Here is a 26,602-nt window from a genome sequence, read left to right on the forward strand (position 1 = left end):
CCTCGGCGGGGGGTACTTTGGCCGTATGTCAACCCAACCCCGCCCGCTGATTTCTGGCCTAGACCACGTCCTGATCGAAGCGCCTGCGGGCTGTGAGGGAGAGGCCCGCGCCTTTTTCAGCGGCTTTTTGGGCCTCCCCGAATTGCCCAAACCTGCGGCACTGGCAGCACGCGGCGGCGTCTGGTTCGGCCTGCCCGATGGACGCCAGCTGCACATTGGTGTCACGCCCAACTTTGTGCCACGTGATAAAGGTCATCTGGCCCTGCGTTGTCCTGACCTGAGCGCCGTGACCGAGCGGGCCAGTGGTTGCGGCATTACCTGTACCCCAGACGAAGAGTTGGCCCCCATCCGGCGCGTGTTTTTGCGCGATCCATGGGGCAACCGCCTGGAGATTTTGGAAGACTCTTAACAGGTGTTGACGCACGCCGATTGGCCTATGCCCTGCCCTGCCCGTTGACAGTCGCGCCCCGCTTCCCTAAGATGTATAAGCCTGTGAAGGCGGCAAGGCAAGTGTTGGCTGACAGATGTTGGCTGTGGTGGGTTTAGCTCAGTTGGTTAGAGCGCCGCTCTGTGGCAGCGGAGGCCGTGGGTTCAAGTCCCATAATCCACCCCAAAATGCCCCGGCTCAGGCGAAGGTCTGCGCCGGGGTTTCTTTATTTAATTCAGCAGTCGGCTCAGCTTCATTGGTTTTGGCTTCACAAAGTATCCCGTGCGGGGATGGCGGAATTGGTAGACGCGCCAGATTTAGGATCTGGTTCCGGAAGGAGTGAGGGTTCAAGTCCCTTTTCTCGCACCACAAAGAAACAGGAGTTTGAACGACATGGGCGGTTTTTCCACTTGGGAAAGCCGCCCCGTTCTTGAGATTCTCTTTGCCCTGTGGCCCACGCCCACCATTTTCGGCTAAACTCTTTGACGGCCTTTGTATTATCAATAAACCTGATGGCCGGGGTCATAGCAGCGCCCCCTACCAGAAAAGCATTATGATGCGCCGGGCATGCCGCGCCCACGATGCAGGCCCTAGGAAGAACCATGTCCTGGGGTCTGAGGTGGCGCAGGCGGCAGAATCACACACAACGAGGGTGCCGGGCCGCCCCCACACGGGGCCGCGTGTCCGGTACCAAGACGGGAGACGTATGGCAGAGCTGATCAGCAAAGAAGGCAACAAAGTCGAGTTTAAGGTCACGGTTCCCGCTGCCGAGGTCAACCGCGCTTACGAGCAAGTGTGGGCGGGCCTGGCCCGTGACGTGCGCGTTCCCGGTTTCCGGCCCGGCAAAGCCCCCCGCAAGGTGTTGGAAGGCCGCGTTGGGAAGGGTTATGTAGAGCAGGAAGTGCGTGACCGGCTTCTTCAGGTGCATTACCCGCAAGGCGCGCGCGACCTGCAATTGAACCTCGTGGACGCCACCATCGACCCCGCCGACGTGGTCAGTGGGCAGTCGTTCGACTTCACCGTGAAGGGCGAAACCTACCCCGCCGTCACGCTGGGTGACTGGAAGGCCGCGCAGATGACGGCCACTTCCCCCGAAATCACCGACGAAGTGCTGGGCCGCACGCTGGCCGACCTTCAGGAGCGCAACGCCACCTTTGAAAGCGTTGACCGCGCCATCGAAGCCACCGATCAGGTGACCATCGAGGAGCAGGGCGAAGAGGGCGGCACGTACCCCGTGTACCTCGACGTGGCCGAAGCTCACGTGCGCGAAGCCCTGCTGGGCAAGCACAAGGGCGACACCGTAGAAATCACTGTGCCTGCCCACCAGCACGGCGACCATGAGCACGCCGAGCATACGGTGACAGTCATTGTGCAAGACGTGAAGACCAAGCAACTTCAGGAACTTGACGATGCGTTTGCCGCCAGCCTGAACTTTGACAACTTGGAGCGTCTACGCACTGACCTGAAGGCCGAGTTGGAGCGCCGTGCCCAGCAAGAAGGCGACACCGCCCGCCGCGAAGAGTTCATCACTCAACTCGTGGAAGGCATGACCGTCGAAATTCCCCGCGCACTGCTGGACAACCGCCGCGAAAGCATGATGGAAGAGATCAAGGACGATCTGAGCCGCCAGGGCGTCCAGTGGGGCGAGTACGAGAGCTTTATGCAGGAGCAGGGCAAACTCGACGAATTCATGGCCGACCTCGCCAAGAACGCCGAAACCCGCGTGCGCCGTGATCTGGCGCTGGAGCAACTGGCCGCCGACCTGAAAGTGCAGGTCAGCGACGCCGAGTTCAACCAGACCATGAACGGCCTTGCACAGGCCAACAACATGACCGCCCAGCAACTCCGCACGCAGCTTGGGCCAAACGGCCTGAACAACTACTACGCCTCGATCATGCGCGAAAAAGGCCTGCAAATGGCGATCGCGCAACTGACGGCTCCTGCTGCGGAAGCTGACGCTGCACCCACCCAAGCCGAGGAAGTTCAGTCTGATGAAGCTCAGGCCGACGCGCCGGAAGCTGCCCAGACCGAAGCCGAGCAGACCGAAGGCGAAGGCCAGAAAACCGAGTAATTCAGCTTGAACGTCAAGTCTGTGGGGTGAAAGCCGAGCAGGGGAGACGTGAGTAAACAGAAGCAGGCTCGTCCGATGGGGCGGGCCTTTTCTTTTGGTATTTGAAACTGGGATCGGCTAGTGGGTCTAAGGTGCTGGGGCGGTAAAGTTGCTGAATCTCTTCTGTTCCTTCTAAGGAGCGTGCCGCAATCATCTCTTCTTAGACCCTCGACCCTTAGACGCCTTCCGCACATCGCACAACCGCCCCATCTTCCCAGCCATTTTGAACCCCGTTCAGACTCGTCAAAAATTGATTGAACGTCCGTTCAAAGAATGCTACGGTATGAAGCATGACCGACCCTGACGCTTCTCGCCCCAGCATTGGCATCACTGCCCTCGGCTCTTTCGCACCTGCCCGCGTGGTGAAAAACGAGGAATTCGAGGCGCGGATGGACACCACCGCCGAATGGATTCAGTCCCGCACCGGGATTGTGGAACGCCGGTTTTCTGCGCCCGACGAATTTACCTCGGATGTGGGTCTGGGCGCGGTGCGTGATCTGCTGGCCCGCGACCCGGACGGCCTGAAAGACGTGGACATGGTGATCTGCGCCACCGCCAGTCCCGACGCCATGTTCCCCTCCACGGCGGCGCTGATTGCCGGACAGGTGGGTCTGGCGGGTGCGGGCGCGTTCGATCTGTCCACAGCGTGCAGCGGATTCGTGTATGGCCTGGGCATGGCGCAGGGGCTGATCAAGGGCGGGATGGCCCGCCGCGTGCTGGTCATCGGCGCCGAAACGATTACCAAAATCGTGGATCAGGATGACCGCAACACCGCCATTCTGTTTGGCGACGGTGCGGGCGCTGTGGTTGTCGGCCCCGTGCCCGAGGGCTACGGCTTTCAGGATTTCGTGCTGGGGGCAGACAGCGCGGGTGCTTCCAGCCTCTATTCCCCCTTCCTGGCCCACCAACTTCCCGGCGGCTTTCCGATGGGCAAATGGACGGGCATGAATGGGCGCGAAGTCTTCAAATTTGCCGTGCGGGTGCTGGGCGACAGCGGTGCGGAAGTCCTCGCCAAGAGTGGTGTCAAGAGCGACGATGTGGATTGGGTGGTTCCCCATCAGGCCAACGTGCGAATTATTGAGGCCGCCGCCCAGCGCTTTGGCGTGCCCATGAGCAAAATGGTGATGAATCTAGACCGCTACGGCAACACCTCCAGCGCCACTGTGCCGCTGGCCATGAAGGAAGCCGTGGACGACGGGCGCGTGAAGGACGGGCAGCAAATCCTGCTGGTGGCCTTTGGCGGCGGCCTGAGTTGGGCGGCGGCCACCCTGAAATGGTGGAGCGGTGCGCCGAGCGTGCAGGCCCGCGACTGGGCAGGCAAAGCGGAGCCTGAAGCAGTGTCGGTATGACCTCTGCAAAGCCCAGAATTGCGGCACTGTTCCCCGGTCAGGGATCGCATTCGGTGGGTATGGGCACTGACCTGACCGCTGCCTCCGCCGCCGCCGAAGCCGTGTACGCGCAGGCCGAAGCTACGTTGCCCGGACTGCGTGCCCTGATCGAAACTGGCCCACTAGAAGACTTGACCCTGACCGCCAATCAGCAACCTGCACTGGTGGCCGCGTCGGTGGCTGCGTACCGGGCGTGGGTGGCGCACACGGGCCTGACCCCCGATTTTGGCGCGGGCCACAGCCTCGGCGAGTATTCGGCGTTGGTGGCTGCCGGATCGCTGAGCCTGCCCGACGCCCTGCGCCTGACCCGCGAACGCGGCGAGCGGATGCAGCAGGCCGTGCCCGTGGGTGTGGGGGCCATGTGCGCCGTGATGGGCGATCCTGCCGCCGTGCTGGAAGTCTGCGCAGCCAATTCGGGCATCGTACAACCGGCCAACTTTAATGCGCCCACCCAAACAGTCATTTCGGGCGAGAAGGGCGCAGTAGACGCCGCCAGCGCCGAACTGAAAGCACGCGGCCTGAAGGTCATTCCCCTGAAGGTCAGCGCCCCGTTTCACTGCGCCCTGATGCAGCCTGCCGCCGCTGGACTGGCCCCGGCCCTCAGCGACACGCCGTTTGCGCCGCTGGCTTTCCCGGTGTATGCCAACGTGACCGCCGAAGCCGGAGCCGCCCCCGCCGCCCTGCCCGAACTGCTGGCCGCCCAGATCACGGGCAGCGTGCGCTGGGTGGAAACAATTCGCGCTTTGGCCGACGCGGGCGCGGATGTGTTCATCGAATTTGGCCCCGGCACGGTGCTGACGGGCTTGGTCAAGCGCATCCTGCCCGACGCCCGCACCATCAATGTGGGCACCGCCGCTCAGTTAGAGGCCTTCACGCTGTGAGCGAGCCTTTTACGCAGGCCGAAATTGTGGCAGCGCTGGGACAGACTCAGGAAGAAGTCGGCGCGTACTTTGCGGGCCTGGCCCCCGGACAATTCATGCACGGCAACGCGGAAACGTGGTCGCCTGCCCACCATCTCCATCACCTGATTGTTTCCAATGCCCCGGTGGGCAGGGCGTTGGGTCTTCCCCGTGACCGCCTGCCCGCCCGGATTGCCACGCAGCCTTCCCGCTCTTACCCTGAAATGCAGGCGCTGTACCGGGGAGCCCTCGCCACAGGCGTCAAAGCGTCTGGCCGCTTTCTGCCCGATCCGCAGGGAAATCAGGCCGAACTGGTGGCTGGATACAGGCAAACGCTGGACGCCTTGCGGGTTCAAGTGCAGGGTTGGAACGACGCCGATCTGGACGCCTATACGCTGGCGCATCCCGCTCTCGGCCTCCTCAGCGTGCGGGAAATGCTGTTGTTTACGCTGTACCACAACGCGCACCATAGGGTGGGCGTGCAAAATAGAACTCAAATGGAGAACGCATGACCGATGCTCAACCCACCTCAACCCGCAAAGTCGCCCTCGTGACTGGCAGCAGCCGGGGCTTAGGCCGCGCTATGGCCCTGCAACTGGCTGCCGCAGGTTTTGATGTCGCCATTCACTATGGCCGCAACGCCGCCGAAGCCGAAAAAGTGGCCGATACCGCCCGCGCACACGGCGTGACCGCGCAGGTGTTCGGAGCGGATCTGACCACGCCCGCCAATGCAGGAGCCTTGGTGGAACAGGTCATCGCCGCGTTTGGCCGCCTGGATGTGCTGGTGAACAATGCCGGAATCACCCGCGACACCCTGGCTATTCGCATGAAGGACGAGGACTGGAACGCCGTGCTAGACACCAACCTGACCAGCGCCTTTACCGCCAGCCGCGCTGCCCTGAAGCACATGATGCGTGCCCGCGCTGGCCGGATCATCAACATTGCCAGCGTGGTGGGGCTGATGGGCAACCCCGGACAGGCCAACTATGTCGCCAGCAAAGCCGGACTGATCGGCCTGACCAAAGCACTGGCCAAGGAGTACGGCGGACGCGGCATTACCGTGAACGCGGTGGCCCCCGGCTTCATAGAAAGCGATATGACGGCGGCCCTGCCGGAAGCGACCCGCACGGCTTATCTGGGCGGCATTCCGCTGGCCCGTTTCGGTCAGCCGGACGAGGTGGCGGCAGTGGTGGCCTTCCTCGCCAGCGACGCCGCCGCATACATCACCGCGCAGGTGATCGGGGTAGACGGCGGGCTGTATCCGCACTGAGTCGGGGAAACTGGCCCGACAAGCCCACCTGTCCACCTTTGAACCCCGTTCAGAAAAGTGTGTTCGTCGGTGCGCCGCGTGTAGACTGGCGCAGACTTCAATCTAGGGAGGTATTTGACTATGGCAACTTTTGATGACGTAAAAGAAGTAATCGTGGAGAAACTCGGTGTAGACGCGGAAAAGGTAACCCCTGAAGCGCGTTTCGTAGAAGACTTGGGTGCAGACAGCCTCGAGACCGTGGAACTGATCATGGGTCTGGAAGACAAGTTCGGCGTGACCATCAGTGATGAAGATGCCGAAAGCATCCGCACCGTGCAGGCCGCCGTGACCTTTATCGAGGGCAAGCAGTAAACAGGCCGCCAGCGTTTCAGAGAGCAGTTTGATCTGAATTGTTGATCTGGAGTGCGAGCGGGCAGGGCGGGCGCGGTGAGAGCCGTTTCCCGCCCGCTGTTGTAGGGCAGGCTTTGTTGGGTGCAAGACTGAAAGTCATACAGGCTGGGGCCTCGGCTGGCCCCCGATTTCGGAGGTACAGCATGGCAATTACAGGCTTAAAACGGGTGGTTATTACGGGAGTTGGGCCAGTGACGCCTATCGGTTTGGGCGCGGCGGCCTATGCCGAGGCGCAGCGGGCAGGCAGGAGTGGCATCGCGGCCATCACGCATTTTGATGCGTCCAGCACAGCCAGCAAGATTGCGGGCGAGGTCAATGAGAGCCTGGACGCCTACATAGACCCGCGTGAGGCCCGCAAGATGGACCGTTACGTGCAACTGGCGTTGGCGGGGGCAGACCTGGCCGTGGCCGACAGCGGCCTGAGCGCCGAAGAATTGCGGGGCGAGCGCACTGGAACGCTGTTGGGCAGCGGCATCGGCGGCGTCAAAACCTTTGAAGACCAGTCGCGGGTATTGGTGGAGCGCGGTGCAGGCCGAATCAGTCCCATGTTCGTTCCGATGATGATTGCCAATATGGCGTCCGGGCACGTGTCCATGCGGTTTGGAGCCACTGGGCCAAGCAGCACGGTGGTCACGGCCTGCGCCACCGGAACCGGAGCCATCGGTGACGCGGCCCGCTATATCCAACTCGGTCTGGCCGACGTGATGATCGCGGGCGGCTCGGAAGCAGCGATTACGCCCATTGCCATTGGCGGATTTTCCAACATGAAGGCGCTGAGTACCCGCAACGACGATCCCCAGACCGCCAGCCGTCCCTTTGCTGCGGGCCGCGACGGGTTCGTGCTGGGCGAGGGCGCGGGCGTGGTCATTCTGGAGGAATACGAAAAGGCCAGGGCACGCGGGGCCACCATCTACGCCGAAATCGTGGGCTACGGCACCAGCGCCGACGCGCACCACATCACCATGCCTGCCCCCGAAGGACGCGGCGCACAGGTCGCCATGCGGATGGCGCTCGCCACGGCGGGCGTGAACCCCGATCAGGTGGGATACATCAACGCGCACGGCACCAGCACGCACTTTAACGACCTCCACGAAACGCAGGGCATCAAGGCCGTGTTTGGCGATCATGCCCACAAGTTGGCGGTGTCGTCCACCAAATCCATGACCGGGCACCTGCTGGGCGCGGCGGGAGCCATCGAAGCTATTGCCGTGGCGCAGGCCCTCAAAGACGGCATCTTGCCCCCCACCATCAACCTCGCGGGCGATGAAGACCCAGCGCTGGACTTGGATTACATCCCGGAAGGGGCGCGGCAAACGCAAGTGGAATACGCCCTGAGCAACTCGTTCGCCTTCGGTGGGCAAAACGCGGCGCTGCTGTTCCGCCGGGTGTAAGCACACTTTCCAACCTGACGAACCATTTACCTTTCTCCCGCGCAGACGGTTCTTTTTAGCCTCCTGCGCGTTTTTTCATTCTCCCTCTGGTACGCTCAGCACACGCAACTGACGCCGTGTTGACGCGGCTGTGCTTTGTTGGGCCTGTATTGGGTTACACCTGTACCGCGTGCGGTGCGCTTTGTCAAAAGGAGCGCCGCCTACCGAGGAGAGAGAACTGTGTCCGCCGATTCTGCGACTGCCCACCCCGCGCCTGCCACTCCTGCCACTGCTCCTGCCAGCAACAATGCTGCCCTGAAGGCCGCTGCGCCTGCCAAGAAGGGGCCCAGCAAAGGCCCCGCCAAGGCCGCAGGCAAAAAGGCAGGCAAAGTTGCCGCCGCGCCCGATACGCTGCTTGCCGCGATTCGCACGATGTCCACGGTGGCGAACGAGGGCAGCCAGTTTCTGAACCGCGAGTTGTCTTGGCTGGCCTTCAATGAGCGCGTTCTCTCGGAAGCCCGCGACACGCGCAACCCGCCGCTGGAGCGCCTGAAGTACGCGGCCATCTGCGGCAGTAATTTGGATGAGTTTTTTATGGTGCGCGTGGCGGGCGTACATCGCCAGATTGCGGCGGGCGTACAGACCCCCGGCCCCGATGGACTCTCGCCGCGTCAGACGCTGGATATGGTGCGTGACCGGACGCATACCATGCTGCGCGAGATAGAGAAGGCCGCCCGCAAAACCCTGCGTGACCTCGCTGCCGAGGGTGTGAGGCTGGTGCGCGTGGCCGAGCTGGGCAAGCGGGCGCGGGCGCAACTGCGCGAGCATTACCTCTCCGAGATTCAGCCCGTACTCACGCCGCTGGTCGTCGACCCCAGCCATCCCTTTCCGTACCTCAGCAACCTGAGCCTGAATCTGGCCGTGCTTCTGGACGCCGGAGAGGGCGAAGACCCCGATTTTGCCCGCGTGAAAATTCCGGTGGGTGTGTTGCCCCGCATCGTGCCGGTAGGCGACGCCCTCCTGCTGCTGGAAGACGTGATTGCCGCCCACATCGGGGAACTGTTTAAGGGCCGGAATGTGCTGGCCGCGCATGTATTCCGCGTGACCCGCAACACCGATTACGAGTTCGAGGAAGAGGAAGCCGAAGACCTGCTGGCAACCATCGAGGACGGATTGCGCCGCCGCCGTTTCGGGTCGGCGGTGAGGCTGGAAATGATGCGTGAGACGCCCGCCGAGATTATCGGTTTCCTTCAGGAGCGGCTGCGGCTGGCCCCCCAAGACATTTTTATGCTGGAAGGCCCGCTGGGAACGGCAGACCTGATGTTCCTGCCCGTCAAGCGCCCCGATCTGGCCTTCCCCGACTTCATCCCCGCCGTGCCTGACCTCGACGGCGACGATGAAGACGGCATGTTCGACACCATCCGCCGGGGCGACGTGGTGCTGCACCATCCCTACGACAGCTTTTCCAACGTGCTGAACTTTGTGGAGGAGGCCTCGCGTGACCCGCAGGTGCTGGCGATCAAGCAGACCCTCTACCGCACGGGCGACGATCCGCGCCTGCTGGGTGCGCTGCGAACCGCCGCCGAAAACGGCAAGCAGGTGGTGGCCCTGATCGAACTGAAGGCCCGTTTTGACGAGCAGCGCAATATCAGTTGGGCACGCAAGCTGGAGCGGGCCGGGGCGCACGTGGTGTACGGCATGGCAGGCCTGAAAACCCACGCTAAAGTGACCATGATCGTGCGGCGCGAGGAGGGTGGATTACGGCGTTACGTGCATGTGGGCACCGGCAATTACAATCCCAAAACCGCCCGCCTATACACCGATCTCAGCCTACTGAGTGCCGACCCGAACCTGGGGGCCGACATTGCCGAGTTGTTCAATCACCTGACCGGATACGCCGAGGCCGAATATACGCACCTGTTGGTGGCCCCCGACACTGCCCGCAGCGGCTTCGAGATGCTGCTTGACCGCGAGGCTGAGCACGCCCGCGCCGGGCAGGAGGCCTGGGCACGAATAAAAGTGAACAGCCTGACCGACCCCGGCATGATCGAGGCGCTGTACCGGGCGGCGGGCGCGGGCGTGCGCATAGAACTGATCCTGCGCGGCGTGTGCTGCCTGCGTCCGGGCCTGCCGGGCCTGTCGGAAACCATTCGCGTCCGCAGTCTGTTGGGGCGCTACCTCGAACACGCCCGCATCTACGCTTTCGGCAACGCAGGCCAGCCCGAAGTGTATTTCGGCAGTGCCGACTGGATGAGCCGCAACTTAGACCGCCGTGTAGAAGTGATTGCGCCCGTGCTGGACGACACCCACCGCGATCAGTTCCTGCGGATTCTGAACACCGAATGGGCCGACACACGCGGCTCGTGGGAACTGCAAGGAGACGGCCAGTACGAAAAACTACGCGGAGATTTCAGCGCCCAGCAGAGCTTCGCCGATTCGCGTCATCCCGGCTGAGGCCCGGTTTCCCCCGACTGAGTTTGGGCCTCCCGCAGCCACGGCCAACGCTGGTGGTAATCGTGGGCCTTGGCCGCGTACAGTTCGGGCGTGTGGTTGAGGGGATTGGGCCGCAGCACACCCGCCGCCAGATCGTGCAGGCCATACGGTGCGTACAGTTTGCCCGCCGCGTCGATGCCCACACAGGTGCATTCCACCAGAAATTGCAGCACACCGTCGCGGGCACTGGTCAGCGGCGGGCGCGACAGGCCATATTTTTCTCTGAACCACAGGTGAACGCGGGCCTGATTCCTGACCTCGATCCGCACACTGAGGTCGCTGAATAGGTCGGCGGCACGGCCAATCACGGCGTCTTCGGCCTCGTAACTGGTGTCTGGATTCCAGTAAAACAGGTCGTAGTCGCGGATGCCTGCCTGCGGTGCCTGCCCACTCTGCACATTCCACACGGTCTGAAATAGTGCCCCAGCCACCAGATGAACTTGCGGCGCGAACGGTTCCACTTGCGCCAGGCGATCCAAAATGGCCGCATTGACTAGATTGAGCCTGACGAGGTGAAGGAATTCCGAATCAGTCATGGGCCACCCTCTACCTCACCAATTCCCCGAACCGTTCCACGCACTTCCAGTCGCGCTGCCAGCCTGCCCAGGAGTGGCCCAACCGCAGTGGGGGCAGCAGATGGGGCGGCACCTCCAGGCCACGCGCCCCGGCAACCGCGCCGACCACGCAGGCCACGGTGTCGCTGTCGTTGCCCAGCAGCACGGCGGGTTCCACGCAGGCCTGCCACGTTTCGGCGCGGGCGTGGGCCACCGCCGCTTGCAGGGTATCCAGCACATAGCCGCTCTGAGAGTGTATTTTGCCCGCCAAGCCGTCCCGCACACGGGCGCGAACCTGGGTGCGGGCGTCGCGGTCCTGGGCGTGAAAAGTAGTGTTGGCGTCCCTGCCGTTCACGGTGAAAATATCGCGTTCCAGCAGCACGGCGCGGGCGTCCAGGCTGTCCATCACCTTCAGGCCCAATTCTGCGGCGTCGGTGTACTCCGTGCCGCCGTGCAGGGCGTCCAAGAAGGCGGTGAAGAATACGCTGGCATGCACGCAGCGGGGATCGGCGTGCGTCAGGGCCGTCACCAACGCCGATTCGTGGGCCAATGCTTCCTCGGTACAGCCAGCAATCCAGACCGCCGCGATTCGCATCAGACCGCCGTTGCCTGCACTCTGAAAGTTGCTGCTGGCCCAGGCACGTGCTCCGCCGTCCAGACCGCCCCCGTGCAGCCCACCTCTGTGCAGCGCGTCGCGGGTCAGGTTGCCCACATCGGGCGGGCCGGTGGCGATCCAGTCTTGCAGGCCCGCCAGCACACCTTCCAGCCCATTCTGCTTGGAGTAGCCCAGCAGGGTGGCCGCCACCATCTGGCTGTCGTCGGTCGCCTCGCCGGGCGCAAAGCCGAACACGCTGCCGGGCTGGTAGTCGTTAAATGTGTCGCCGTAGTGGGAGCGGATCGCCTCGGGCGTCTTAAATTCGGTGGCCGCGCCGAGGGCATCGGCGGCACTCAGCGAAAGCAGGGTCTTCAGGCGGGCCTGCCGGGTGGGGGGAGAGGAAGTCATCCGGTCATTCTCTCCCGCTTTCTGCCCCCGTGCTGCCTCAATCTAGCCACGGAAAGCCCCAAGGATCGGCCATACACCGCGCATCAATGGTGTCGGCGTGGTGGGTGCGCACCGGCAAAGGAAAGTCAGCGGGAGACATGGGCACGCACAGCACAGGACGCACCGGGTTGGGGTTGATCCACTGCGGTTCCCTGACCTCGCCTACGCCGGGCCACTGGTAGGGCGGCATCTCCTCAAAGCCCTCTGGCGGCAGCACATACACGCTGCCGGGCCTCAGCAGCGCTCTGCCGTCTGTCGGCTGCACCTCGCCGCCCCGATCATACGGAGCCAGCGACAAGAAGTAGCGCGTCGTAGACCACTGGCCCTCTGGCCCGCGCCGCTGCATTACCATATTCAGCATCCGCTTGACCTCTGATTTGTCGCGCAGGGCGTACATCAGTGCCCACAGGCCATCGGAACTGGCAAACACCCCGGTACGGCCACTGAACGGGTCGCCGCTCAGGTCATGGGGAGTCCGGGCCTCGAAGGTCTGAATATCGGCGCGGGAAGAACCGTGCAGCAGCCAGCCTTCACGGGCCAACCATTCCAGAAACAGCCAGCGGGGAACACCCGGCGGGAGGTGCGTGAGGTCGCGGGTTTCAAAAGCCGCCTGGAAAGCGTCCAGCGCCGTTGCAGGCAACTTGACTCGCGGTGCTTCCAGCATCCAGCCGTCTGCTCTTAAAGCCTCTGTCATCTCGGCGCTTCCTCTTGTGCCTGCACCTGTTCTTCCAACAGATACCACAGCCGCGTCTGAGCGTTTTCCTGACTGCCGTACACACTCCGGATCAGTTCGCCGCCCGCTGAAAATGCCAGAGTATGGGGCGTGCCTTCCGTCTGCCAGGCGCGGGCCAACTCGCCGCTTACGTCCAGTGCCACCGGAAACGGCAGCCGCGCAAAGTGTTGGGCAAAGCGGATCAGCGTCGGTTCCACGTCAGCCCGCTCCAGCAGGCGGTGGCCAAGGCTGGTATGCAGCGCCAGTACCTCTACCCGCTTCCCAAATTCGGCGTGCAGGCGCTTCAGAAAGGGAATTCCACGCGACACACAGCCCGGACATTCCAGATTGAAGGTCATGACCAGACCGGGCCGAGTCCACTGGGCGGGCGGCGGTACGGGTGCGCCATGCACAAAATCGCTGGGCGCGGGCCAGGGCAAGGGCGCGGGTCTGTCCATGTATGCAGCGTACCGCCTGTGTAGTGCGGGTCTATTCTGAACCCATGAAACCTGTCTTGCTGCTGTCGGCCCTGCTCCTGTCGTCTTCTGCTGTGGCCGCCACCGTCGCGCAGGTCAAGGCCAAAGGCGTGCTGGTGCTGGGCACCGATCCCACCTTCAATCCCTTCGAGTTCAAGGGGCCGGACGGCCAGATTCAGGGCTTCGACATCGATATTGCCCGTGCGGTGGCCCGCGATCTGGGCGTCAAATTGGAGATTCGGGCGGTGGGCTTCGGGGCGCTGATGCCGCAATCGGTCACGTCTGGGCGCGTGGACATGGCCATGAGCGCCATTACCATCACATCGGAGCGGGCCAAAGTGGTCAGTTTTAGCCAGCCGTATTACCGCAGCGCACAGGTGTTTATCGTGCGGGGCGGCAATCCCAACAAGTTCGCCTGGCCCGCCGACGTAAGAGGAAAAACTATTGGCGTGCAGGCCAATACCACCGGGCAGTACGTGGCAGGCGACGTGCTGAAGCCCAAAGGCGCGACTCTGAAGGTGTACGACGACTTCGCCGCCGGGCTGACCGATGTGCGTGTAGGCCGAATCGCCGCCCTGATCGGAGACGCGCCCACCGTGACCGACCTGCAAAAACGGTTGCCGGGGCAATTTGCACAGGCAGGCAAAGACCTGGCCGCCGAAGATTACGGCATGGTGTTCGCCAAAAACAGCGATCTGGCCGCTGCCGCCAACCGCACCCTCGCCAAAATGAAAGCCAACGGGGAATATCAGAAGCTGCTAAACAAGTGGATCGTGCAGAAATAGGAGGGCGGGAAGTGGATTGTTGATCGTAAACCTGTGAACCGTGGATATATGATCGTGGAGATGTGAAATGAAGCTTTAGCGTTGTTGCCAAGGTTTAAAGCCAATAGCCCGATGCACACGCCCACCCACGCTTTTCCCACGTTCTCCGATCTACCCACCACGTTCCCGGCACGGCGCGCCCCTATACTTGGCCGCGTGCTCAAGTCCCCCTATCACGGCGGCCACCTCGAGGTCATTGTCGGCCCCATGTTCAGCGGCAAAAGCGAGGAACTGATTCGCCGCATCACGCGGGCCGTGATTGCGCGGCAGCGGGTTCGGGTCTTCAAGCCGCTGTTGGATGACCGCTACCACCTGTCGGCAGTGGCGAGCCATGCAGGGCGCACCGTAGATGCCGTCGCCGTGCGCGATGCGGCGGGCATTCGCAGCAATCTGGCGCTAGACGGAGGCAGCGAAACCACCCTGTTGGGCCTGCCTGGTGGCGTCCTGCCCGATGTGGTGGGCATAGACGAAGTGCAGTTTTTTGGAGCCGGTCTCGTGCCGCTCGCGCTGGAATTGGCGGGTCAGGGTGTGCGTGTGATTCTGGCGGGCTTAGACCTTGATTTCCGCGCCGAACCCTTTGGCCCCATGCCCGAACTGCTGGCCCGCGCCGAAAGTGTAGAAAAACTGACCGCCATCTGTACCGTCTGCGGCGCTCCGGCCACCCGTTCCCAGCGGCTTATTGGCGACCGCCCCGCCCGTTTCGACGATCCGGTGGTCTTGGTCGGCGCACAGGAAAGCTATGAGGCCCGCTGCCGGGTTCATCATGAAGTGGCGAACTGAGTAAACAGGCTCTCCGGAAGTTGCCTGCTCCTTCCCAATTACGTTATGGCTCCGCGGCAAGTGTAGATGAAGGCCGTGAACGGGTTACTTGGGTTTTATAAATGATTTGATGTGGGAAGAAGTTATACTGCTGGCGTCCTTGAACTTTTTCCTCAGCCCCCGCCAGATTGTGCCCCGCCCCGCTCTGGCTGGAGGCGCATGAAGCCGGTGCGCCCTCTGCCCATTTCCGAAGGCGAACGCTGGATATTGACGCAGCGCCGGATGTTTTTGGTGCTGACGCTGCTCGGTACGGTGAGCGTGGGCGCGGCCCTGTGGGTACAGGCCCCCGATTTCGATCCGCTGGACAAAGTGGCCTTGCCGCTGCTGGCCCTGATGTTGGTGGGGCTCGATCTGGGCCTGACCCTGCGCCGCATCAGCCTCAGCTTGGCGTTCCGCACCATTTACATCGCAACGTCCATCTACCTTTTACTGGCTCTGCACCAACAATTCCGGGTCTTTGTGCCCATACATAACAACCTCAGCGAGAACACGTATTGGTTTCCGGTGTTGTACGCCGCCGCCTTCCTGACCTTTCCGACTCGCCGGGCTGTGGTCGTGGCGGGCGCACTTTTTGGGCTGTCTGCCCTGATCAGTGGCGGGCACCTGTACAGCATGTTGCAGGCCGGCCCAAATCCCCGGTTGGTGGGCGCGGTGGTGCAATTTTTGCTGGTCGGCGGCGTCATGGTGGCTGTGCAGGGCACCTTCAGCTTTCAGCGGATGCAATTGTTGGCCGCCCGCGCCGCTGCCTACACCGACGCCCTGACCGGACTGGCCAACCGCCGCGCCGCAGAGGAGCATCTGACCGCCCTCTACGTCCGCAAACAGCCGTTCACGCTGGTGCTGTTCGACCTCGATCACTTTAAATCGGTCAACGATCAGCACGGCCACGCCACGGGCGACCTGGTGCTGAAGGGCGTGTCGAGCGCGGCCCGCAGCCACCTCCCCTCAGAGGGTCTGGCAGCCCGCTGGGGCGGCGAGGAGTTTTTATTGGTGTTGCCCCCGCTGCCCGCTTTGCAGGTGCGGGCCATGCTCGACCTGTTGCGTGCCCAATTGCGCGAACAGCGTTACGGCGCAGTCGACGGCCTGACCGCCAGTTTCGGGGTCGCCACCGCCCGGCCCGGCGACCATCCCGACGACATCCTGACCCGCGCCGACGCCGCCATGTACGCCGCCAAGCGGCAGGGCCGCAACGACATCAAGATGGCAGAGTTACGCCGCACGCAATTTGGCAACCCACCCGTGCTGCCGGGAAAGCAGCGCCCAGATGCCTAGAGCATTTGTGAGGAGGAAGTGGTGAGCCGGCAGTGGGGAAAAAGTTGTGGGCCAAGACTCACGGCTCAGACCCCTGCCCCACATCAGGCTTTTAGCGCAGCACTCCGGCCCAGACCAGCAGCAGCCACAGCACCACTGGAATAGCCAGCGAGCCGACGATCAGCTTGAGCAGTCTCCACCAGTCGTTCAAAAATTCCCGCATGGCTGTAGGGTAACAGGAGGAGGGCGGGACGTTTTGCGTGGTGGCTCACCGTGCTGAAGACATTCTTGAAGTGTGTCCAAAGCCTCAGAGGGTTTCTCTGTCCTAAACTGACGTATGACCCTCAGTAAGTTGGCTGGCCTCCCCGCCCCGCAATCCCTGCTGACCAACATCCCGCGCTTGATAGCGCATTACTACGAAACCCGCCCGAATGTGGCCGATCCCCTCCAGCGCGTGGCGTTCGGCACCAGCGGGCACCGGGGAACCAGTGTCAACGGGTCATTCAACGAGGCGCACATTCTGGCTGTTACGCAGGCGGTGGCCGAACACCGTGTGTCGGTGGGCATCACGGGGCCGCTGTTTATGGGCCTCGATACCCATGCCCTCAGCGAACCCGCGTGGAGTACAGCGCTGCAAGTGCTGGTGGCCAACGGCGTGCGCGTGTGCGTGCAGCCCGGATTCTTTACGCCCACGCCCCTGATCAGTCACGCGATTCTGGCCCACAACCGCGCTGGTGTGGGCGGCCTCGCCGACGGCATCGTGATCACGCCCAGCCACAATCCTCCCCAAGACGGCGGCTTCAAGTACAACCCACCGTCCGGCGGCCCCGCCGATACCGACGTGACGGGTGTGGTACAGGCCCGCGCCAACGCCATTCTGGAAAACGGCCTGCGCGACGTGAAGCGCGTGACCCTGACCGAGGCGATGGAAGCCCTGGAAACGTTTGATTTCATCACGCCTTACGTGGATCAACTACCCGAAGTGGTGGACTTGGACGCCATCCGCCAGAGCGGCGTCCACATCGGCATTGATCCATTGGGCGGCAGCAGTTTACCCGTCTGGGAAGCGATTCAGGCGCAATACAACCTGAACCTCAAGATTGTCAATACTGCCGTTGACCCGCGCTTCGCCTTTATGAGCGTAGACCGCGACGGCAAGATCAGAATGGACTGCTCCAGCCCCTACGCGATGGCGAGCCTGCTGCGCCTGAAAGACGATTTTGACGTGTCAATCGGCAATGACCCCGACGCTGACCGTCACGGTATCGTCACGGCGTCCGGCCTTCTCAATCCTAACCATTACCTCGCCGTCATGATCGAATATCTGTTCCAGAATCGCCCCGGCTGGCGGGCAGATGCGGGCATCGGCAAAACGCTGGTGTCCAGTGCGCTGATAGACCGTGTGGCGGCGGGTATCGGGCGGCGGTTGGTGGAGGTTCCGGTGGGCTTCAAATACTTCGTGGAAGGCTTGCTGGACGGCTCTCTCGGCTTCGGCGGCGAGGAATCGGCGGGCGCGAGCTTTCTCCGTATGAACGGCGGCGCGTGGAGCACCGACAAGGACGGCCTGATTCCCGGCCTGCTGGCCGCCGAGATGACCGCCAAAACCGGGCAGACGCCGGGGCAACGCTTTGCTGCCCTGACGGAGCGATACGGCGCAACCGCCTATGACCGTCAGGACGCGCCCGCCAACGCCGCACAAAAGAAGGTTCTGGGCAACTTATCCCCTGAACAGGTCACGGCCACCACGCTGGGCGGCGACCCGATTACGGGCAAGCTGACCCGCGCTCCCGGCAACGGCGCAGGCATCGGCGGCCTCAAGGTCACCACCGATCAGGCGTGGTTCGCGGCCCGTCCCAGCGGCACCGAGGATGTGTATAAAATCTACGCCGAATCCTTCCGGGGCGCGGATCATTTGCAAACGGTGATGGAAGAAGCCCGCAAGGTAGTTTCGGCGGCCTTGGGGTCTGTATGACCAAAACAGACAGATTCAGTGTGAATCCCGACCTCAGCACGCACACCATCATCACCCGCGAGGAAATTACGGATGTGGAATTCGACTGGTTCGCTGCTGACCAGGCGGGCCATGTCGCCCAGTTCCTCGCGGCGGGCGATCCCACCGTTCCCGCCGCCGCCCTCGCTTCCGAGGAACTGCTGGAAGCCCTGCACGTCTGGATCGACGTTCGCCCCGAAACCGAGGAACCCAACGCGCCAGCGGGCGGTTTCGACGAACACCTGACGCCGCCCCAACGCCGGGGAGCCTACGTGTACGACCACATTCCGGGTGAAGTGGGCCTGTACCGCTTGGTAGCCGCGCCCCGCACGCCGTTCACCGTGGCCGAATTGCCCGACTATTTGCAGGCGTATCTGGCGGGCCTGAAACTGGAGGTGCGTTTCGGCGCGGCGAAGATCTGGGTGGATGAAGAAGGGGGCGTGGGGGAAGCGGCAGGGTGAAGCGTAGACGGATTGCAGGCAAGTAATAAGTTAAAACACTCTGTTTTGCATTGGAGATGTGATGGATGTATCGGATGCAGTCCTAGATAGAATTGGACGTTTATTTGTGGATGCAAGGGATGCAACTATATCTAACTACGATAGATACACTTCAGATAAGCCGGGTGGAAAGTATGGACAATTTATTAATGGCATATATCAAGGCATAGGTGATGATTCCAAAGAGGCTTTTGCGGCTCTTTTACCTTGCATCGTAGACGAGACTTTAAGGATAGTCTTACAATTGCTTGACGAGCGGCTGGACAGGATTCTGCTGAAGGTAGAGGAAGAAGGGGTAGAAAGATCGCCCTACGACTTTACGGACGCACTTGAAGCTGAATACGATCCTGAAGACGGTTGGGTACACAGATTCAGTCAGCAGCGAATCGTTGAAATGGAGCGCGATTTCTAAATTTTAAAAGCTGCTTTATATGACCTCTCTGCTCACAGCCTTATGCTCACCACACTGAGTTAGACCACGCCTTGCGCCCCTGCCCCTTCTCGCGCTATGCTACTTCGGTTGAAAACTGCCTCGGTACAGGGTTGCACCGGGGGGTTTCTCGGCACGCGCGGTTTACGAATGTTTGGCCCTGCAAGGAGGCCGATGCTGACGGCTTCTCCAAGCCAGCGGCCCGTCTAAGTACGCGCAGATCACCTCAGGCCCCACAGCCAACCCGAACCTGCCCCCAGGAGTGGGCGGGACTCCACGCACGCAATCTCAGAAGTTTGATCTGGTTCTACAGAGGAGTGATTTACCCTGCCTACCACCCAGCAACTGCTTCGTAAGGGGCGCACCGCGCTTCAGAAGAAGAGCAAAGTTCCTGCCCTCAAAGGCAGCCCCTTCCGCCGCGGCGTGTGCACGGTCGTTAAGACCACCACGCCCAAAAAGCCCAACTCGGCACTTCGTAAGATTGCCCGTGTGCGCCTCAGTAGCCAGTTCGAAGTGACTGCCTACATCCCCGGCGAAGGCCACAACCTTCAGGAACACAGCGTAGTTCTGATTCGCGGCGGACGTGTGAAGGACTTGCCCGGTGTGCGTTATCACATCGTGCGCGGCAGCCTCGACACTCAGGGCGTGAAAGACCGCAACAAGAGCCGCTCCAAGTACGGCACCAAGAAGCCCAAAGCGGGCGCGGCTGGCAAGGGCGCACCGGCCACCGGCGGCAAGAAGAAGTAATCCCCACCGGGTGTAGAAGCGCAAGGGTGACTTTGCAGCTCCGCCCACCGGGTTCTTTTTGTGCAGGTGCCGCCCCTCTACTTCGGCGTTATGCCAGAGGTGAGGCCAATACAGCAGTTTCAGTTCCACTCTCAGTTTGCCTGATTACAGGCGCTTTTAAGGAGTCAACATGGCACGTCGCCGCCAAGCAGAAGTGCGCCCGATCCAGCCCGATCTTGTTTATCAGGACGTCCTGGTCAGCGCCATCATCAACCGCATCATGGAAGACGGCAAGAAGAACCTGGCCAGCCGCATCTTTTACGGGGCCTGCCGCCTCGTTCAGGAGCGCACCGGTCAGGAGCCCCTCAAGGTCTTCAAGCAGGCCTTCGACAACATCAAGCCCCGCGTTGAAGTTCGTAGCCGCCGCGTGGGTGGCAGCACCTACCAGGTGCCCGTCGAAGTCAGCGTGCGCCGTCAGCAAAGCCTCACCCTCCGCTGGATGATCAGCGCCGTGGATGGTCGCCCCGAGCGCACCGCCATCGAGCGCCTCGCCGGTGAAATCATGGACGCCGCACAGGGCCGTGGCGGAGCCATCAAGAAGAAAGACGATATCGAGCGCATGGCGGAAGCCAACCGCGCCTACGCGCATTACCGCTGGTAATACCCCACCCTTGCGCCGCTGCGAGGCGGTTCAAACGGGGACGAAGATGGACAGCGGCGCGTCAGCCTCGCTGTTCCATCTTTTTTTACCGATCTGTACCAGCAGTCAGCCCTGATCCACTTCACTGACCCCTATGGCTTAAACTTGGATCAATTCAGAATTGTGTTAACACTGCGGTGACGTGACACGTTGCCCTTCAGAATCAGGGAGTCTTATGACCACCAAATCCCAGACCTACCTTCACCACTTCCGCAATATCGGGATTGCCGCGCACATTGATGCAGGCAAAACCACCACCACCGAGCGCATCCTGTACTACACGGGACGCACGCACAACATCGGCGAAGTGCACGACGGCGCAGCGACGATGGACTGGATGGAACAGGAGCGCGAGCGCGGCATCACCATTACCGCTGCCGCCACCACCGCCAAGTGGAAGCACAGCGCCACGGGCGAAGAGTACACGGTCAACATCATCGACACGCCTGGACACGTGGACTTCACCATTGAAGTCGAGCGTTCCATGCGCGTGCTCGACGGCGCAGTGGCTGTGTTCGACTCCTCTCAGGGCGTCGAGCCTCAGAGCGAAACCGTATGGCGTCAGGCCGACCGTTACGGCGTGCCCCGCATCGCGTTTTCTAACAAGATGGACAAGACCGGCGCAAGCTTTGAACTCGTGTTGAGCGACATCAAAGAGCGTCTGGGCGCCATCCCCGCGCCTATCCAGTACCCCATGGGTCAGGAAAGCGATTTCAAGGGAATCATCGACCTCGTTCGCCAGCGTGCCCACACCTACACCAACGACCTCGGCACCGACATCACGGAATCCGATATTCCTGAGCAGTACATGGACAAAGTGCGCGAAATGCGTGCCCAACTGATCGAAGCGGCTGCCGAAGTCGATGAAACCGTGATGATGAAGTTCCTGGAAGGCGAAGAGCCGACCGTTGAAGAAATGGTCATCGCCATTCGCAAAGGCACCATCGAAAAGCGCATTTTCCCTGTGCTGTGCGGAAGCGCCCTGAAGAACAAAGGCGTGCAGCTCCTTCTCGACGCTGTGGTGGACTATCTGCCCAGCCCGCTCGAAGTGCCTGCCATCAAGGGCAAGCTCGAAGACAGCGAAGAGACGGTCGAGTTCCCCGCTGACCCTGACGGCAAACTGGCCGCCCTCGCGTTCAAGATCATGGCCGACCCTTACGTGGGCCGCCTGACCTTCGTGCGTATCTACTCCGGCACCATGCAGTCAGGCAGCTACGTGTATAACGCCACCAAGGAAAAGCGCGACCGCGTGGGCCGTTTGCTGCGTATGCACGCCAACAGCCGTGAAGAAGTGACCGAGCTGCGTGCAGGCGAACTCGGCGCAGTGATCGGGCTGAAGGACGCCGGAACGGGCAACACCCTGATCGGCGACGGCGATGACCGCGTGTTGCTGGAAAGCATCGACGTGCCGGAGCCCGTGATCAAGCTGGCGATTGAACCCAAGACCAAAGCCGACCAGGAAAAAATGGGCATTGGCCTTCAGAAGCTGGCCGAAGAAGATCCCACCTTCCGCGTGGAATCCGATCAGGAGAGCGGCCAGACCACCATTTCGGGCATGGGCGAGCTTCACCTCGAAATCCTCGTAGACCGCCTCAAGCGCGAGTACAAAGTGGAAGCCAACGTGGGCGCACCTCAGGTGGCCTACCGCGAAACCATCACCCGCGCCGTAGACGTGGAAGGCAAATTCGTTCGTCAGTCGGGTGGACGCGGCCAGTTCGGTCACGTCAAGATCAAGGCCGAGCCCTTGGAACCCGGTGCAGGCTTTATCTTCGAGAACGCCGTTGTGGGCGGCACCGTGCCCCGCGAGTTCGTGAACCCCGCCCAGAAGGGCATCGAAGAAGCCATGCAGAGCGGCCCCATGTTGGGCTTCCCCGTGGTGGACATGAAAGTCAGCCTGTACGACGGCTCTTACCACGAAGTGGATTCCTCCGAAATGGCGTTTAAGATCGCCGGATCGATGGCCCTCAAGGAAGCCGTTCAGAAGGGCGCACCTGCTCTCCTCGAACCCATCATGCGCGTCGAAGTGACCGTGCCTGACGACTACATGGGCGACATCATCGGCGATCTCAACAGCCGCCGTGGTCAGATTCAGGGCATGGAAGCACGCGGCAACGCGCAGATCGTCCGTGCCTTCGTTCCCCTCAGCGAAATGTTCGGGTACGCCACCGACATGCGCTCGATGACGCAGGGCCGCGCAAGCTATTCCATGTTTTTCGCCCACTACAGCCAGGTGCCCAACAACATTGCTCAGCAGTTGATGAAGAAGTAAACACCAAGCTCTAGCTCAGTCTAGATAAAAAGCCCCTGCCTTAACTGGTGGGGGCTTTTTGATGATTCTGCGCCGGTGCCCTTCTTACTGCATGTTACTTTGACGCCATGAAGCCGCAAAAACTGTCTTGGGTCACCACGCCACTGTTGATCATGTTCATTTTGCAGTTGTTGGGATTGGCCGTGTTGCCTTTCTTGGCTCCGCTGATTAACAGCATCACGAGCGAGGCGGCCACCGATCCGACCAGCGGCATCACTGCAGATCAGTTGAGCCTGCTGCGGGTTTTTACAGGGGCGACACTCTGGGTGAGTTTTGTTATTGCGGCGGCCTGGGCAGCATTTACTTTTCTGACCTACCGGGCGATGGGGCAGGGGAGAGGCTGGGCCAGAGTCGCCGCCATCGTCATTGCCATTCTGAGCCTGCTGAATTTCCCCATCGGCACCATTTTGGGTGTGCTGATCCTGATCGGCGCGTTTGACCCGGACGTGCAAAGCTTTGCCAGCCGGTAAACGGTAAACACAGGCGCTAAACCGTGCTGACCCGCTGGGCCGCCTCATTCCGTTTGGAGTCGGGCGACCTCCTCACCGGCACATCCCCCATAGGCTAGGCTGGGCGTGATGAGTTTGCCTACGCCCCCGCCCACTGCGACCCGCCCTTCTCGGCTGACCTTCGTGACCACGCCGCTGCTCATCGCGCTGATCTACAACGCTATATCGCTGCTGACACTGCCGTTTTCCGGCGATACCATCAACGAAACGGTGCTGCAAGTCGAGAAAACGCTGGGCGCGGCCATGACGCCCATGACACCCGAACTGGTCACGACAGTGCTGTGGGTGTCTTTCGCGATTACCTCCGCCATCGTGCTGCTGCTGTATTTCACGCGCCGCGCCCTACTGGAAGGCCGAAGCTGGGGCCGAGTCTCCAGCATCGTCATCGGCGTGCTGAGTCTGCTGCTATTTCCCATCGGCACCGTGCTGGGCATCTTTATGCTCATCGGAGCCTTTGACAAGGATGTGCAGGCCTACACCAATAAGTAGCAGGTTGCTCGATGACACCCACGCTGACGCTGTTATGTGGCCTGCCCGGAAGCGGCAAAACCACGCTGGCCCGGCAATTGGAGGCCCGATCAGAGAGGGGGGGACAAACGCTCCGGCTGTCCTCTGATGACTGGATGGTGCCGCTCTTTGGTCAGCACATGCCGCGAGAAGTGTTCGATGCCCGGCTGGCCGTCATCCGTGATCTGCAATGGGAATTGGCTGCCCGTCTGCTGCGGCTGGAGCTGAATGTGGTGCTGGACGAAGGATTCTGGCGCTTGGCCGAACGCGACCTGTACCGACAACGTGCCAGAGAACTGGGCGCGTCCTGCCAGATCGTCTTCCTGGATGTGCCTTTGCCAGAACTCCAGCGCCGCTTGGAGGCCCGGAACGCAGCGGCAGAAGCAGGAACCTTTCTGATAGATGCCGCAGGTCTGGCTCTGTTCGAGAGTTGGTTTGAAAGGCCGAACACGGATGAGCCGGGAGTCATCGTCGATCTGGCGGTCGTCCGAGCGCCGCATGAAGAGGGCCTTGAACCTTGACCAAGTTTTTGGTAGCATTTTTAGTCGGTGCGCCGTGAGCTTTCGCGGGTAGTTTTATCCGCGCGGTTCCGGTGCAGCGTGCCAGCATGGCGGGACACTGCCCTGGCGAGAATCAACCCAATGTGGGCACACACCACCCGAACCCTGCGGTATGCGCAGGGGAAACCCGATCAAAGGGCCGGTTTTGCGTGTGAATCCACCTCTTGGAGGGAGTACAGATCATGGCAAAGGGAACGTTTGAGCGCACGAAGCCCCACGTGAACGTGGGCACGATTGGACACGTCGACCACGGCAAAACCACGCTGACGGCGGCGATCACCTTCACGGCAGCGTCGGCTGATCCGAGCATCGAGACCCAGCGCTACGACCAGATCGACAAGGCCCCCGAAGAAAAGGCCCGTGGCATCACTATCAACACCGCCCACGTCGAGTACAACACCGCGGCGCGCCACTACAGCCACGTCGACTGCCCCGGGCACGCCGACTACGTCAAAAACATGATCACGGGCGCGGCGCAGATGGACGGCGCGATCCTGGTCGTCAGCTCCGCTGACGGCCCGATGCCCCAGACCCGCGAGCACATCCTGCTGGCCAAGCAAGTCGGTGTGCCCCACATCGTCGTGTTCATGAACAAGGTCGATATGGTCGACGACGAAGAGTTGCTCGAACTCGTGGAAATGGAAGTGCGCGAGCTGCTCTCCAAGTACGAGTTCCCTGGCGACGACCTGCCCGTGATCAAAGGCAGCGCCCTGCAGGCGCTCGACGCCCTGGTCGCCAACCCCAAGATGGAGCGCGGCACCAACAATGGGTCGACTACATCTGGGAACTCCTGGACGCGGTGGACAGCTACATCCCCACCCCTGAGCGCGACACCGACAAAGCCTTCCTGATGCCCGTCGAAGACGTGTTTACCATCACCGGACGCGGCACTGTCGCCACCGGCCGTGTGGAGCGCGGGATCGTCAAGGTTCAGGACGATGTCGAAATCATCGGCCTGCGCGACACCAAGAAGACCACGGTTACCGGTATCGAAATGCACCGCAAGTTGCTCGACTCCGGCATGGCCGGCGACAACGTCGGCGTGTTGCTGCGTGGTGTGGCCCGGGATGACGTCGAGCGCGGTCAAGTGTTGGCCAAGCCCGGCAGCATCAAGCCCCACACCAAGTTCGAAGCCAGCGTCTACATCCTGTCCAAGGATGAAGGGGGCCGTCACAGCGCGTTCTTCGGTGGCTACCGCCCCCAGTTCTACTTCCGCACCACGGACGTGACCGGTGTGGTGGAACTCGCCGAAGGCGTGGAAATGGTGATGCCCGGCGATAACGTGACCTTCGTGGTCGAACTGATCAAGCCCATCGCCATGGAAGAAGGCCTGCGCTTCGCCATCCGCGAAGGTGGACGTACCGTCGGTGCCGGCGTCGTCGCTAAGGTTCTGGAGTAAATCATGGTCGCCCCGAAGATTCGTATCAAACTGCGTGGTTTCGACCACAAGGCGCTGGATCAGTCCGCGAGCAAAATCGTGGACACGGTTCGGCGCACCGGGGCGGATGTCAGCGGACCTGTGCCGCTGCCCACCCGCATCCGCCGCTTTTGCGTGCTGCGCTCGCCCTTCGTGAACAAGGACAGCCGCGAGCACTTCGAAATCCGCACGCACAACCGTCTGGTGGACATCATGAACCCCACCAAAAAGACGATTGACAGCCTGATGACCCTCGACCTGCCTACGGGCGTGGACATCGAGATCAAGACCGTGGGTGGCCGCGCATGACCAAGGGCATCCTCGGTACCAAGATCGGCATGACCCAGATCTGGAAGGGCGACCGCGCCGTTCCCGTGACGGTTGTTCTGGCTGGCCCCTGCCCCGTCGTGCAGCGCAAGACTGCGCAGCGTGACGGCTACGAGGCCGTGCAGATCGGCTTTGCGCCCAAGAGCGAGAAGCGCGTCAACCGCCCCGCATCGGGTCACTTCAAGAAAGCCGGGGTCAGTCCCGTGCGCTTCCTGCGTGAATTCCGCGACTTCAACCCCGACGGCGACACCATCAACGTGGATATTTTCGCTGAAGGCGAGAAGATCGACGCGACCGGCACCAGCAAGGGTAAAGGCTTCCAGGGCGTCATGAAGCGCTGGAACTTTAAGGGTGGCCCGGCCAGCCACGGTTCCAAGAAATGGCACCGTCGCCCCGGCTCCATCGGCCAGCGCAAAACGCCCGGCCGTGTGTACAAGGGCAAGAAAATGGCGGGCCACATGGGGATGGAGCGCATCACCGTGCAAAACCTCGAAGTGGTCGAAGTGCGTGCCAGTGAGAACATCATCCTCGTGAAGGGCGCAGTGCCCGGTGCGAACGGTGGACTCGTGGTGCTGCGCCAAGCCGCCAAGGGAGGCAAGTAAC

At 61.8% G+C, this 26,602-nt stretch carries 27 protein-coding genes, 2 tRNA genes and 1 pseudogene; 26 read left to right on the forward strand and 4 right to left on the reverse strand.

What is annotated here, in order from left to right:
- Positions 1 to 25 precede the first annotated feature (25 nt).
- The 11 genes from M1R55_RS09590 to ppk1 all read left to right on the forward strand — a co-directional run bounded on the left by M1R55_RS09590 (position 26) and on the right by ppk1 (position 10,308).
- Positions 26 to 409 (forward strand): VOC family protein, encoded by a 384-nt coding sequence (locus M1R55_RS09590; protein WP_249391575.1) that lies wholly within the window; start codon positions 26 to 28, stop codon positions 407 to 409.
- Between the two features lie 127 nt (positions 410 to 536).
- A tRNA-His gene (locus tag M1R55_RS09595) sits at positions 537 to 613 on the forward strand.
- A gap of 98 nt (positions 614 to 711) precedes the next feature.
- Positions 712 to 796 (forward strand) — tRNA-Leu (locus tag M1R55_RS09600).
- 337 nt (positions 797 to 1,133) lie between these two features.
- Positions 1,134 to 2,498, forward strand: a complete 1,365-nt coding sequence (gene tig / locus M1R55_RS09605; protein ID WP_249391576.1) for a trigger factor — start codon at positions 1,134 to 1,136, stop codon at positions 2,496 to 2,498.
- Between the two features lie 329 nt (positions 2,499 to 2,827).
- On the forward strand, positions 2,828 to 3,886 hold the full coding sequence (locus tag M1R55_RS09610) for a beta-ketoacyl-ACP synthase III (RefSeq protein WP_249391577.1): 1,059 nt from the start codon (positions 2,828 to 2,830) through the stop codon (positions 3,884 to 3,886).
- Positions 3,883 to 4,806 (forward strand): ACP S-malonyltransferase, encoded by a 924-nt coding sequence (fabD, locus tag M1R55_RS09615; RefSeq protein WP_249391578.1) that lies wholly within the window; start codon positions 3,883 to 3,885, stop codon positions 4,804 to 4,806. The genes M1R55_RS09610 and fabD overlap by 4 nt, the downstream gene beginning before the upstream one ends.
- Entirely contained in the window at positions 4,803 to 5,336 is a 534-nt protein-coding gene (locus tag M1R55_RS09620) for a DinB family protein (RefSeq protein ID WP_249391579.1), read from the forward strand. Before fabD ends, M1R55_RS09620 begins: the two co-directional genes overlap by 4 nt.
- Complete coding sequence (fabG, locus tag M1R55_RS09625; RefSeq protein ID WP_249391580.1) at positions 5,333 to 6,094, forward strand: 3-oxoacyl-[acyl-carrier-protein] reductase; 762 nt, start codon at positions 5,333 to 5,335, stop codon at positions 6,092 to 6,094. The genes M1R55_RS09620 and fabG overlap by 4 nt, the downstream gene beginning before the upstream one ends.
- A gap of 120 nt (positions 6,095 to 6,214) precedes the next feature.
- Positions 6,215 to 6,445, forward strand: coding sequence for an acyl carrier protein (acpP, locus tag M1R55_RS09630; protein ID WP_249391581.1), 231 nt, complete (start codon positions 6,215 to 6,217; stop codon positions 6,443 to 6,445).
- Between the two features lie 182 nt (positions 6,446 to 6,627).
- Complete coding sequence (fabF, locus tag M1R55_RS09635; protein ID WP_249391582.1) at positions 6,628 to 7,875, forward strand: beta-ketoacyl-ACP synthase II; 1,248 nt, start codon at positions 6,628 to 6,630, stop codon at positions 7,873 to 7,875.
- 411 nt (positions 7,876 to 8,286) lie between these two features.
- Positions 8,287 to 10,308 (forward strand): polyphosphate kinase 1, encoded by a 2,022-nt coding sequence (gene ppk1 / locus M1R55_RS09640; RefSeq protein WP_249394185.1) that lies wholly within the window; start codon positions 8,287 to 8,289, stop codon positions 10,306 to 10,308.
- Here the strand turns inward: ppk1 and M1R55_RS09645 are convergent.
- From M1R55_RS09645 to M1R55_RS09660, 4 genes are read right to left on the reverse strand one after another with little or no spacing between them, the layout of a single operon-like run.
- The gene (locus tag M1R55_RS09645) at positions 10,296 to 10,883 is read right to left on the reverse strand and encodes a nucleotidyltransferase family protein (protein WP_249391583.1); all 588 of its coding nucleotides are present in this window, start codon (positions 10,881 to 10,883) and stop codon (positions 10,296 to 10,298) included. The genes ppk1 and M1R55_RS09645 overlap by 13 nt on opposite strands.
- Positions 10,884 to 10,893: 10 nt before the next feature.
- Positions 10,894 to 11,904, reverse strand: coding sequence for an ADP-ribosylglycohydrolase family protein (locus tag M1R55_RS09650; protein ID WP_249391584.1), 1,011 nt, complete (start codon positions 11,902 to 11,904; stop codon positions 10,894 to 10,896).
- A 37-nt stretch (positions 11,905 to 11,941) separates the two neighbouring features.
- Positions 11,942 to 12,637 (reverse strand): hypothetical protein, encoded by a 696-nt coding sequence (locus tag M1R55_RS09655; RefSeq protein WP_249391585.1) that lies wholly within the window; start codon positions 12,635 to 12,637, stop codon positions 11,942 to 11,944.
- Entirely contained in the window at positions 12,634 to 13,113 is a 480-nt protein-coding gene (locus M1R55_RS09660; RefSeq protein ID WP_249391586.1) for a TlpA disulfide reductase family protein, read from the reverse strand. Before M1R55_RS09660 ends, M1R55_RS09655 begins: the two co-directional genes overlap by 4 nt.
- Before the next feature lie 44 nt (positions 13,114 to 13,157).
- On the opposite strand from M1R55_RS09660, the gene M1R55_RS09665 reads away from it, so the two are divergent.
- The 15 genes and pseudogenes from M1R55_RS09665 to rplC all read left to right on the forward strand — a co-directional run bounded on the left by M1R55_RS09665 (position 13,158) and on the right by rplC (position 26,601).
- A complete protein-coding gene (locus M1R55_RS09665; RefSeq protein WP_249391587.1) occupies positions 13,158 to 13,916 on the forward strand; it encodes an ABC transporter substrate-binding protein in 759 nt (252 codons plus the stop codon).
- A 195-nt stretch (positions 13,917 to 14,111) separates the two neighbouring features.
- Complete coding sequence (locus M1R55_RS09670) at positions 14,112 to 14,735, forward strand: thymidine kinase (RefSeq protein WP_249391588.1); 624 nt, start codon at positions 14,112 to 14,114, stop codon at positions 14,733 to 14,735.
- A 198-nt stretch (positions 14,736 to 14,933) separates the two neighbouring features.
- Positions 14,934 to 16,046, forward strand: coding sequence for a diguanylate cyclase (locus M1R55_RS09675; RefSeq protein ID WP_249391589.1), 1,113 nt, complete (start codon positions 14,934 to 14,936; stop codon positions 16,044 to 16,046).
- Positions 16,047 to 16,362: 316 nt separating this feature from the next.
- On the forward strand, positions 16,363 to 17,997 hold the full coding sequence (pgm, locus tag M1R55_RS09680; protein WP_249391590.1) for a phosphoglucomutase (alpha-D-glucose-1,6-bisphosphate-dependent): 1,635 nt from the start codon (positions 16,363 to 16,365) through the stop codon (positions 17,995 to 17,997).
- Complete coding sequence (locus M1R55_RS09685; protein WP_249391591.1) at positions 17,994 to 18,476, forward strand: hypothetical protein; 483 nt, start codon at positions 17,994 to 17,996, stop codon at positions 18,474 to 18,476. The genes pgm and M1R55_RS09685 overlap by 4 nt, the downstream gene beginning before the upstream one ends.
- 61 nt (positions 18,477 to 18,537) lie before the next feature.
- A complete protein-coding gene (locus tag M1R55_RS09690) occupies positions 18,538 to 18,927 on the forward strand; it encodes a hypothetical protein (protein ID WP_249391592.1) in 390 nt (129 codons plus the stop codon).
- Between the two features lie 345 nt (positions 18,928 to 19,272).
- A complete protein-coding gene (gene rpsL, locus M1R55_RS09695; protein ID WP_026299016.1) occupies positions 19,273 to 19,692 on the forward strand; it encodes a 30S ribosomal protein S12 in 420 nt (139 codons plus the stop codon).
- A 169-nt stretch (positions 19,693 to 19,861) separates the two neighbouring features.
- The gene (gene rpsG / locus M1R55_RS09700; RefSeq protein WP_019011246.1) at positions 19,862 to 20,332 is read left to right on the forward strand and encodes a 30S ribosomal protein S7; all 471 of its coding nucleotides are present in this window, start codon (positions 19,862 to 19,864) and stop codon (positions 20,330 to 20,332) included.
- A gap of 214 nt (positions 20,333 to 20,546) precedes the next feature.
- Positions 20,547 to 22,640, forward strand: coding sequence for an elongation factor G (fusA, locus tag M1R55_RS09705; protein ID WP_249391593.1), 2,094 nt, complete (start codon positions 20,547 to 20,549; stop codon positions 22,638 to 22,640).
- A gap of 107 nt (positions 22,641 to 22,747) precedes the next feature.
- On the forward strand, positions 22,748 to 23,149 hold the full coding sequence (locus M1R55_RS09710; protein ID WP_249391594.1) for a hypothetical protein: 402 nt from the start codon (positions 22,748 to 22,750) through the stop codon (positions 23,147 to 23,149).
- Between the two features lie 108 nt (positions 23,150 to 23,257).
- Entirely contained in the window at positions 23,258 to 23,677 is a 420-nt protein-coding gene (locus tag M1R55_RS09715) for a hypothetical protein (RefSeq protein ID WP_249391595.1), read from the forward strand.
- Positions 23,678 to 23,688: 11 nt separating this feature from the next.
- Entirely contained in the window at positions 23,689 to 24,216 is a 528-nt protein-coding gene (locus M1R55_RS09720) for an AAA family ATPase (protein WP_249391596.1), read from the forward strand.
- Between the two features lie 221 nt (positions 24,217 to 24,437).
- A pseudogene (gene tuf / locus M1R55_RS09725) lies at positions 24,438 to 25,654 on the forward strand (elongation factor Tu).
- A gap of 3 nt (positions 25,655 to 25,657) precedes the next feature.
- Positions 25,658 to 25,981: a 30S ribosomal protein S10 gene (gene rpsJ, locus M1R55_RS09730; RefSeq protein ID WP_014685998.1), complete on the forward strand. Its 324-nt coding sequence runs from the start codon at positions 25,658 to 25,660 to the stop codon at positions 25,979 to 25,981.
- Positions 25,978 to 26,601, forward strand: coding sequence for a 50S ribosomal protein L3 (gene rplC / locus M1R55_RS09735; protein WP_064015352.1), 624 nt, complete (start codon positions 25,978 to 25,980; stop codon positions 26,599 to 26,601). Before rpsJ ends, rplC begins: the two co-directional genes overlap by 4 nt.
- Position 26,602 lies beyond the last annotated feature (1 nt).

The sequence above is a fragment of the Deinococcus sp. QL22 genome (genome assembly GCF_023370075.1).
GTDB lineage: Bacteria > Deinococcota > Deinococci > Deinococcales > Deinococcaceae > Deinococcus.

Excerpts from the sequence above, each read along its gene's own strand:
- M1R55_RS09590 (WP_249391575.1), top strand. The coding sequence starts at position 26 with ATGTCAACCCAACCCCGCCCGCTGATTTCTGGCCTAGACCACGTCCTG.
- tig (WP_249391576.1), top strand. The coding sequence starts at position 1,134 with ATGGCAGAGCTGATCAGCAAAGAAGGCAACAAAGTCGAGTTTAAGGTC.
- M1R55_RS09610 (WP_249391577.1), top strand. The coding sequence starts at position 2,828 with ATGACCGACCCTGACGCTTCTCGCCCCAGCATTGGCATCACTGCCCTC.
- fabD (WP_249391578.1), top strand. The coding sequence starts at position 3,883 with ATGACCTCTGCAAAGCCCAGAATTGCGGCACTGTTCCCCGGTCAGGGA.
- fabG (WP_249391580.1), top strand. The coding sequence starts at position 5,333 with ATGACCGATGCTCAACCCACCTCAACCCGCAAAGTCGCCCTCGTGACT.
- acpP (WP_249391581.1), top strand. The coding sequence starts at position 6,215 with ATGGCAACTTTTGATGACGTAAAAGAAGTAATCGTGGAGAAACTCGGT.
- fabF (WP_249391582.1), top strand. The coding sequence starts at position 6,628 with ATGGCAATTACAGGCTTAAAACGGGTGGTTATTACGGGAGTTGGGCCA.
- ppk1 (WP_249394185.1), top strand. The coding sequence starts at position 8,287 with ATGTCCACGGTGGCGAACGAGGGCAGCCAGTTTCTGAACCGCGAGTTG.
- M1R55_RS09645 (WP_249391583.1), bottom strand. The coding sequence starts at position 10,883 with ATGACTGATTCGGAATTCCTTCACCTCGTCAGGCTCAATCTAGTCAAT.
- M1R55_RS09650 (WP_249391584.1), bottom strand. The coding sequence starts at position 11,904 with ATGACTTCCTCTCCCCCCACCCGGCAGGCCCGCCTGAAGACCCTGCTT.
- M1R55_RS09655 (WP_249391585.1), bottom strand. The coding sequence starts at position 12,637 with ATGACAGAGGCTTTAAGAGCAGACGGCTGGATGCTGGAAGCACCGCGA.
- M1R55_RS09660 (WP_249391586.1), bottom strand. The coding sequence starts at position 13,113 with ATGGACAGACCCGCGCCCTTGCCCTGGCCCGCGCCCAGCGATTTTGTG.
- M1R55_RS09665 (WP_249391587.1), top strand. The coding sequence starts at position 13,158 with ATGAAACCTGTCTTGCTGCTGTCGGCCCTGCTCCTGTCGTCTTCTGCT.
- M1R55_RS09675 (WP_249391589.1), top strand. The coding sequence starts at position 14,934 with ATGAAGCCGGTGCGCCCTCTGCCCATTTCCGAAGGCGAACGCTGGATA.
- pgm (WP_249391590.1), top strand. The coding sequence starts at position 16,363 with ATGACCCTCAGTAAGTTGGCTGGCCTCCCCGCCCCGCAATCCCTGCTG.
- M1R55_RS09685 (WP_249391591.1), top strand. The coding sequence starts at position 17,994 with ATGACCAAAACAGACAGATTCAGTGTGAATCCCGACCTCAGCACGCAC.
- M1R55_RS09690 (WP_249391592.1), top strand. The coding sequence starts at position 18,538 with ATGGATGTATCGGATGCAGTCCTAGATAGAATTGGACGTTTATTTGTG.
- rpsG (WP_019011246.1), top strand. The coding sequence starts at position 19,862 with ATGGCACGTCGCCGCCAAGCAGAAGTGCGCCCGATCCAGCCCGATCTT.
- fusA (WP_249391593.1), top strand. The coding sequence starts at position 20,547 with ATGACCACCAAATCCCAGACCTACCTTCACCACTTCCGCAATATCGGG.
- M1R55_RS09710 (WP_249391594.1), top strand. The coding sequence starts at position 22,748 with ATGAAGCCGCAAAAACTGTCTTGGGTCACCACGCCACTGTTGATCATG.
- M1R55_RS09715 (WP_249391595.1), top strand. The coding sequence starts at position 23,258 with ATGAGTTTGCCTACGCCCCCGCCCACTGCGACCCGCCCTTCTCGGCTG.
- M1R55_RS09720 (WP_249391596.1), top strand. The coding sequence starts at position 23,689 with ATGACACCCACGCTGACGCTGTTATGTGGCCTGCCCGGAAGCGGCAAA.
- rpsJ (WP_014685998.1), top strand. The coding sequence starts at position 25,658 with ATGGTCGCCCCGAAGATTCGTATCAAACTGCGTGGTTTCGACCACAAG.
- rplC (WP_064015352.1), top strand. The coding sequence starts at position 25,978 with ATGACCAAGGGCATCCTCGGTACCAAGATCGGCATGACCCAGATCTGG.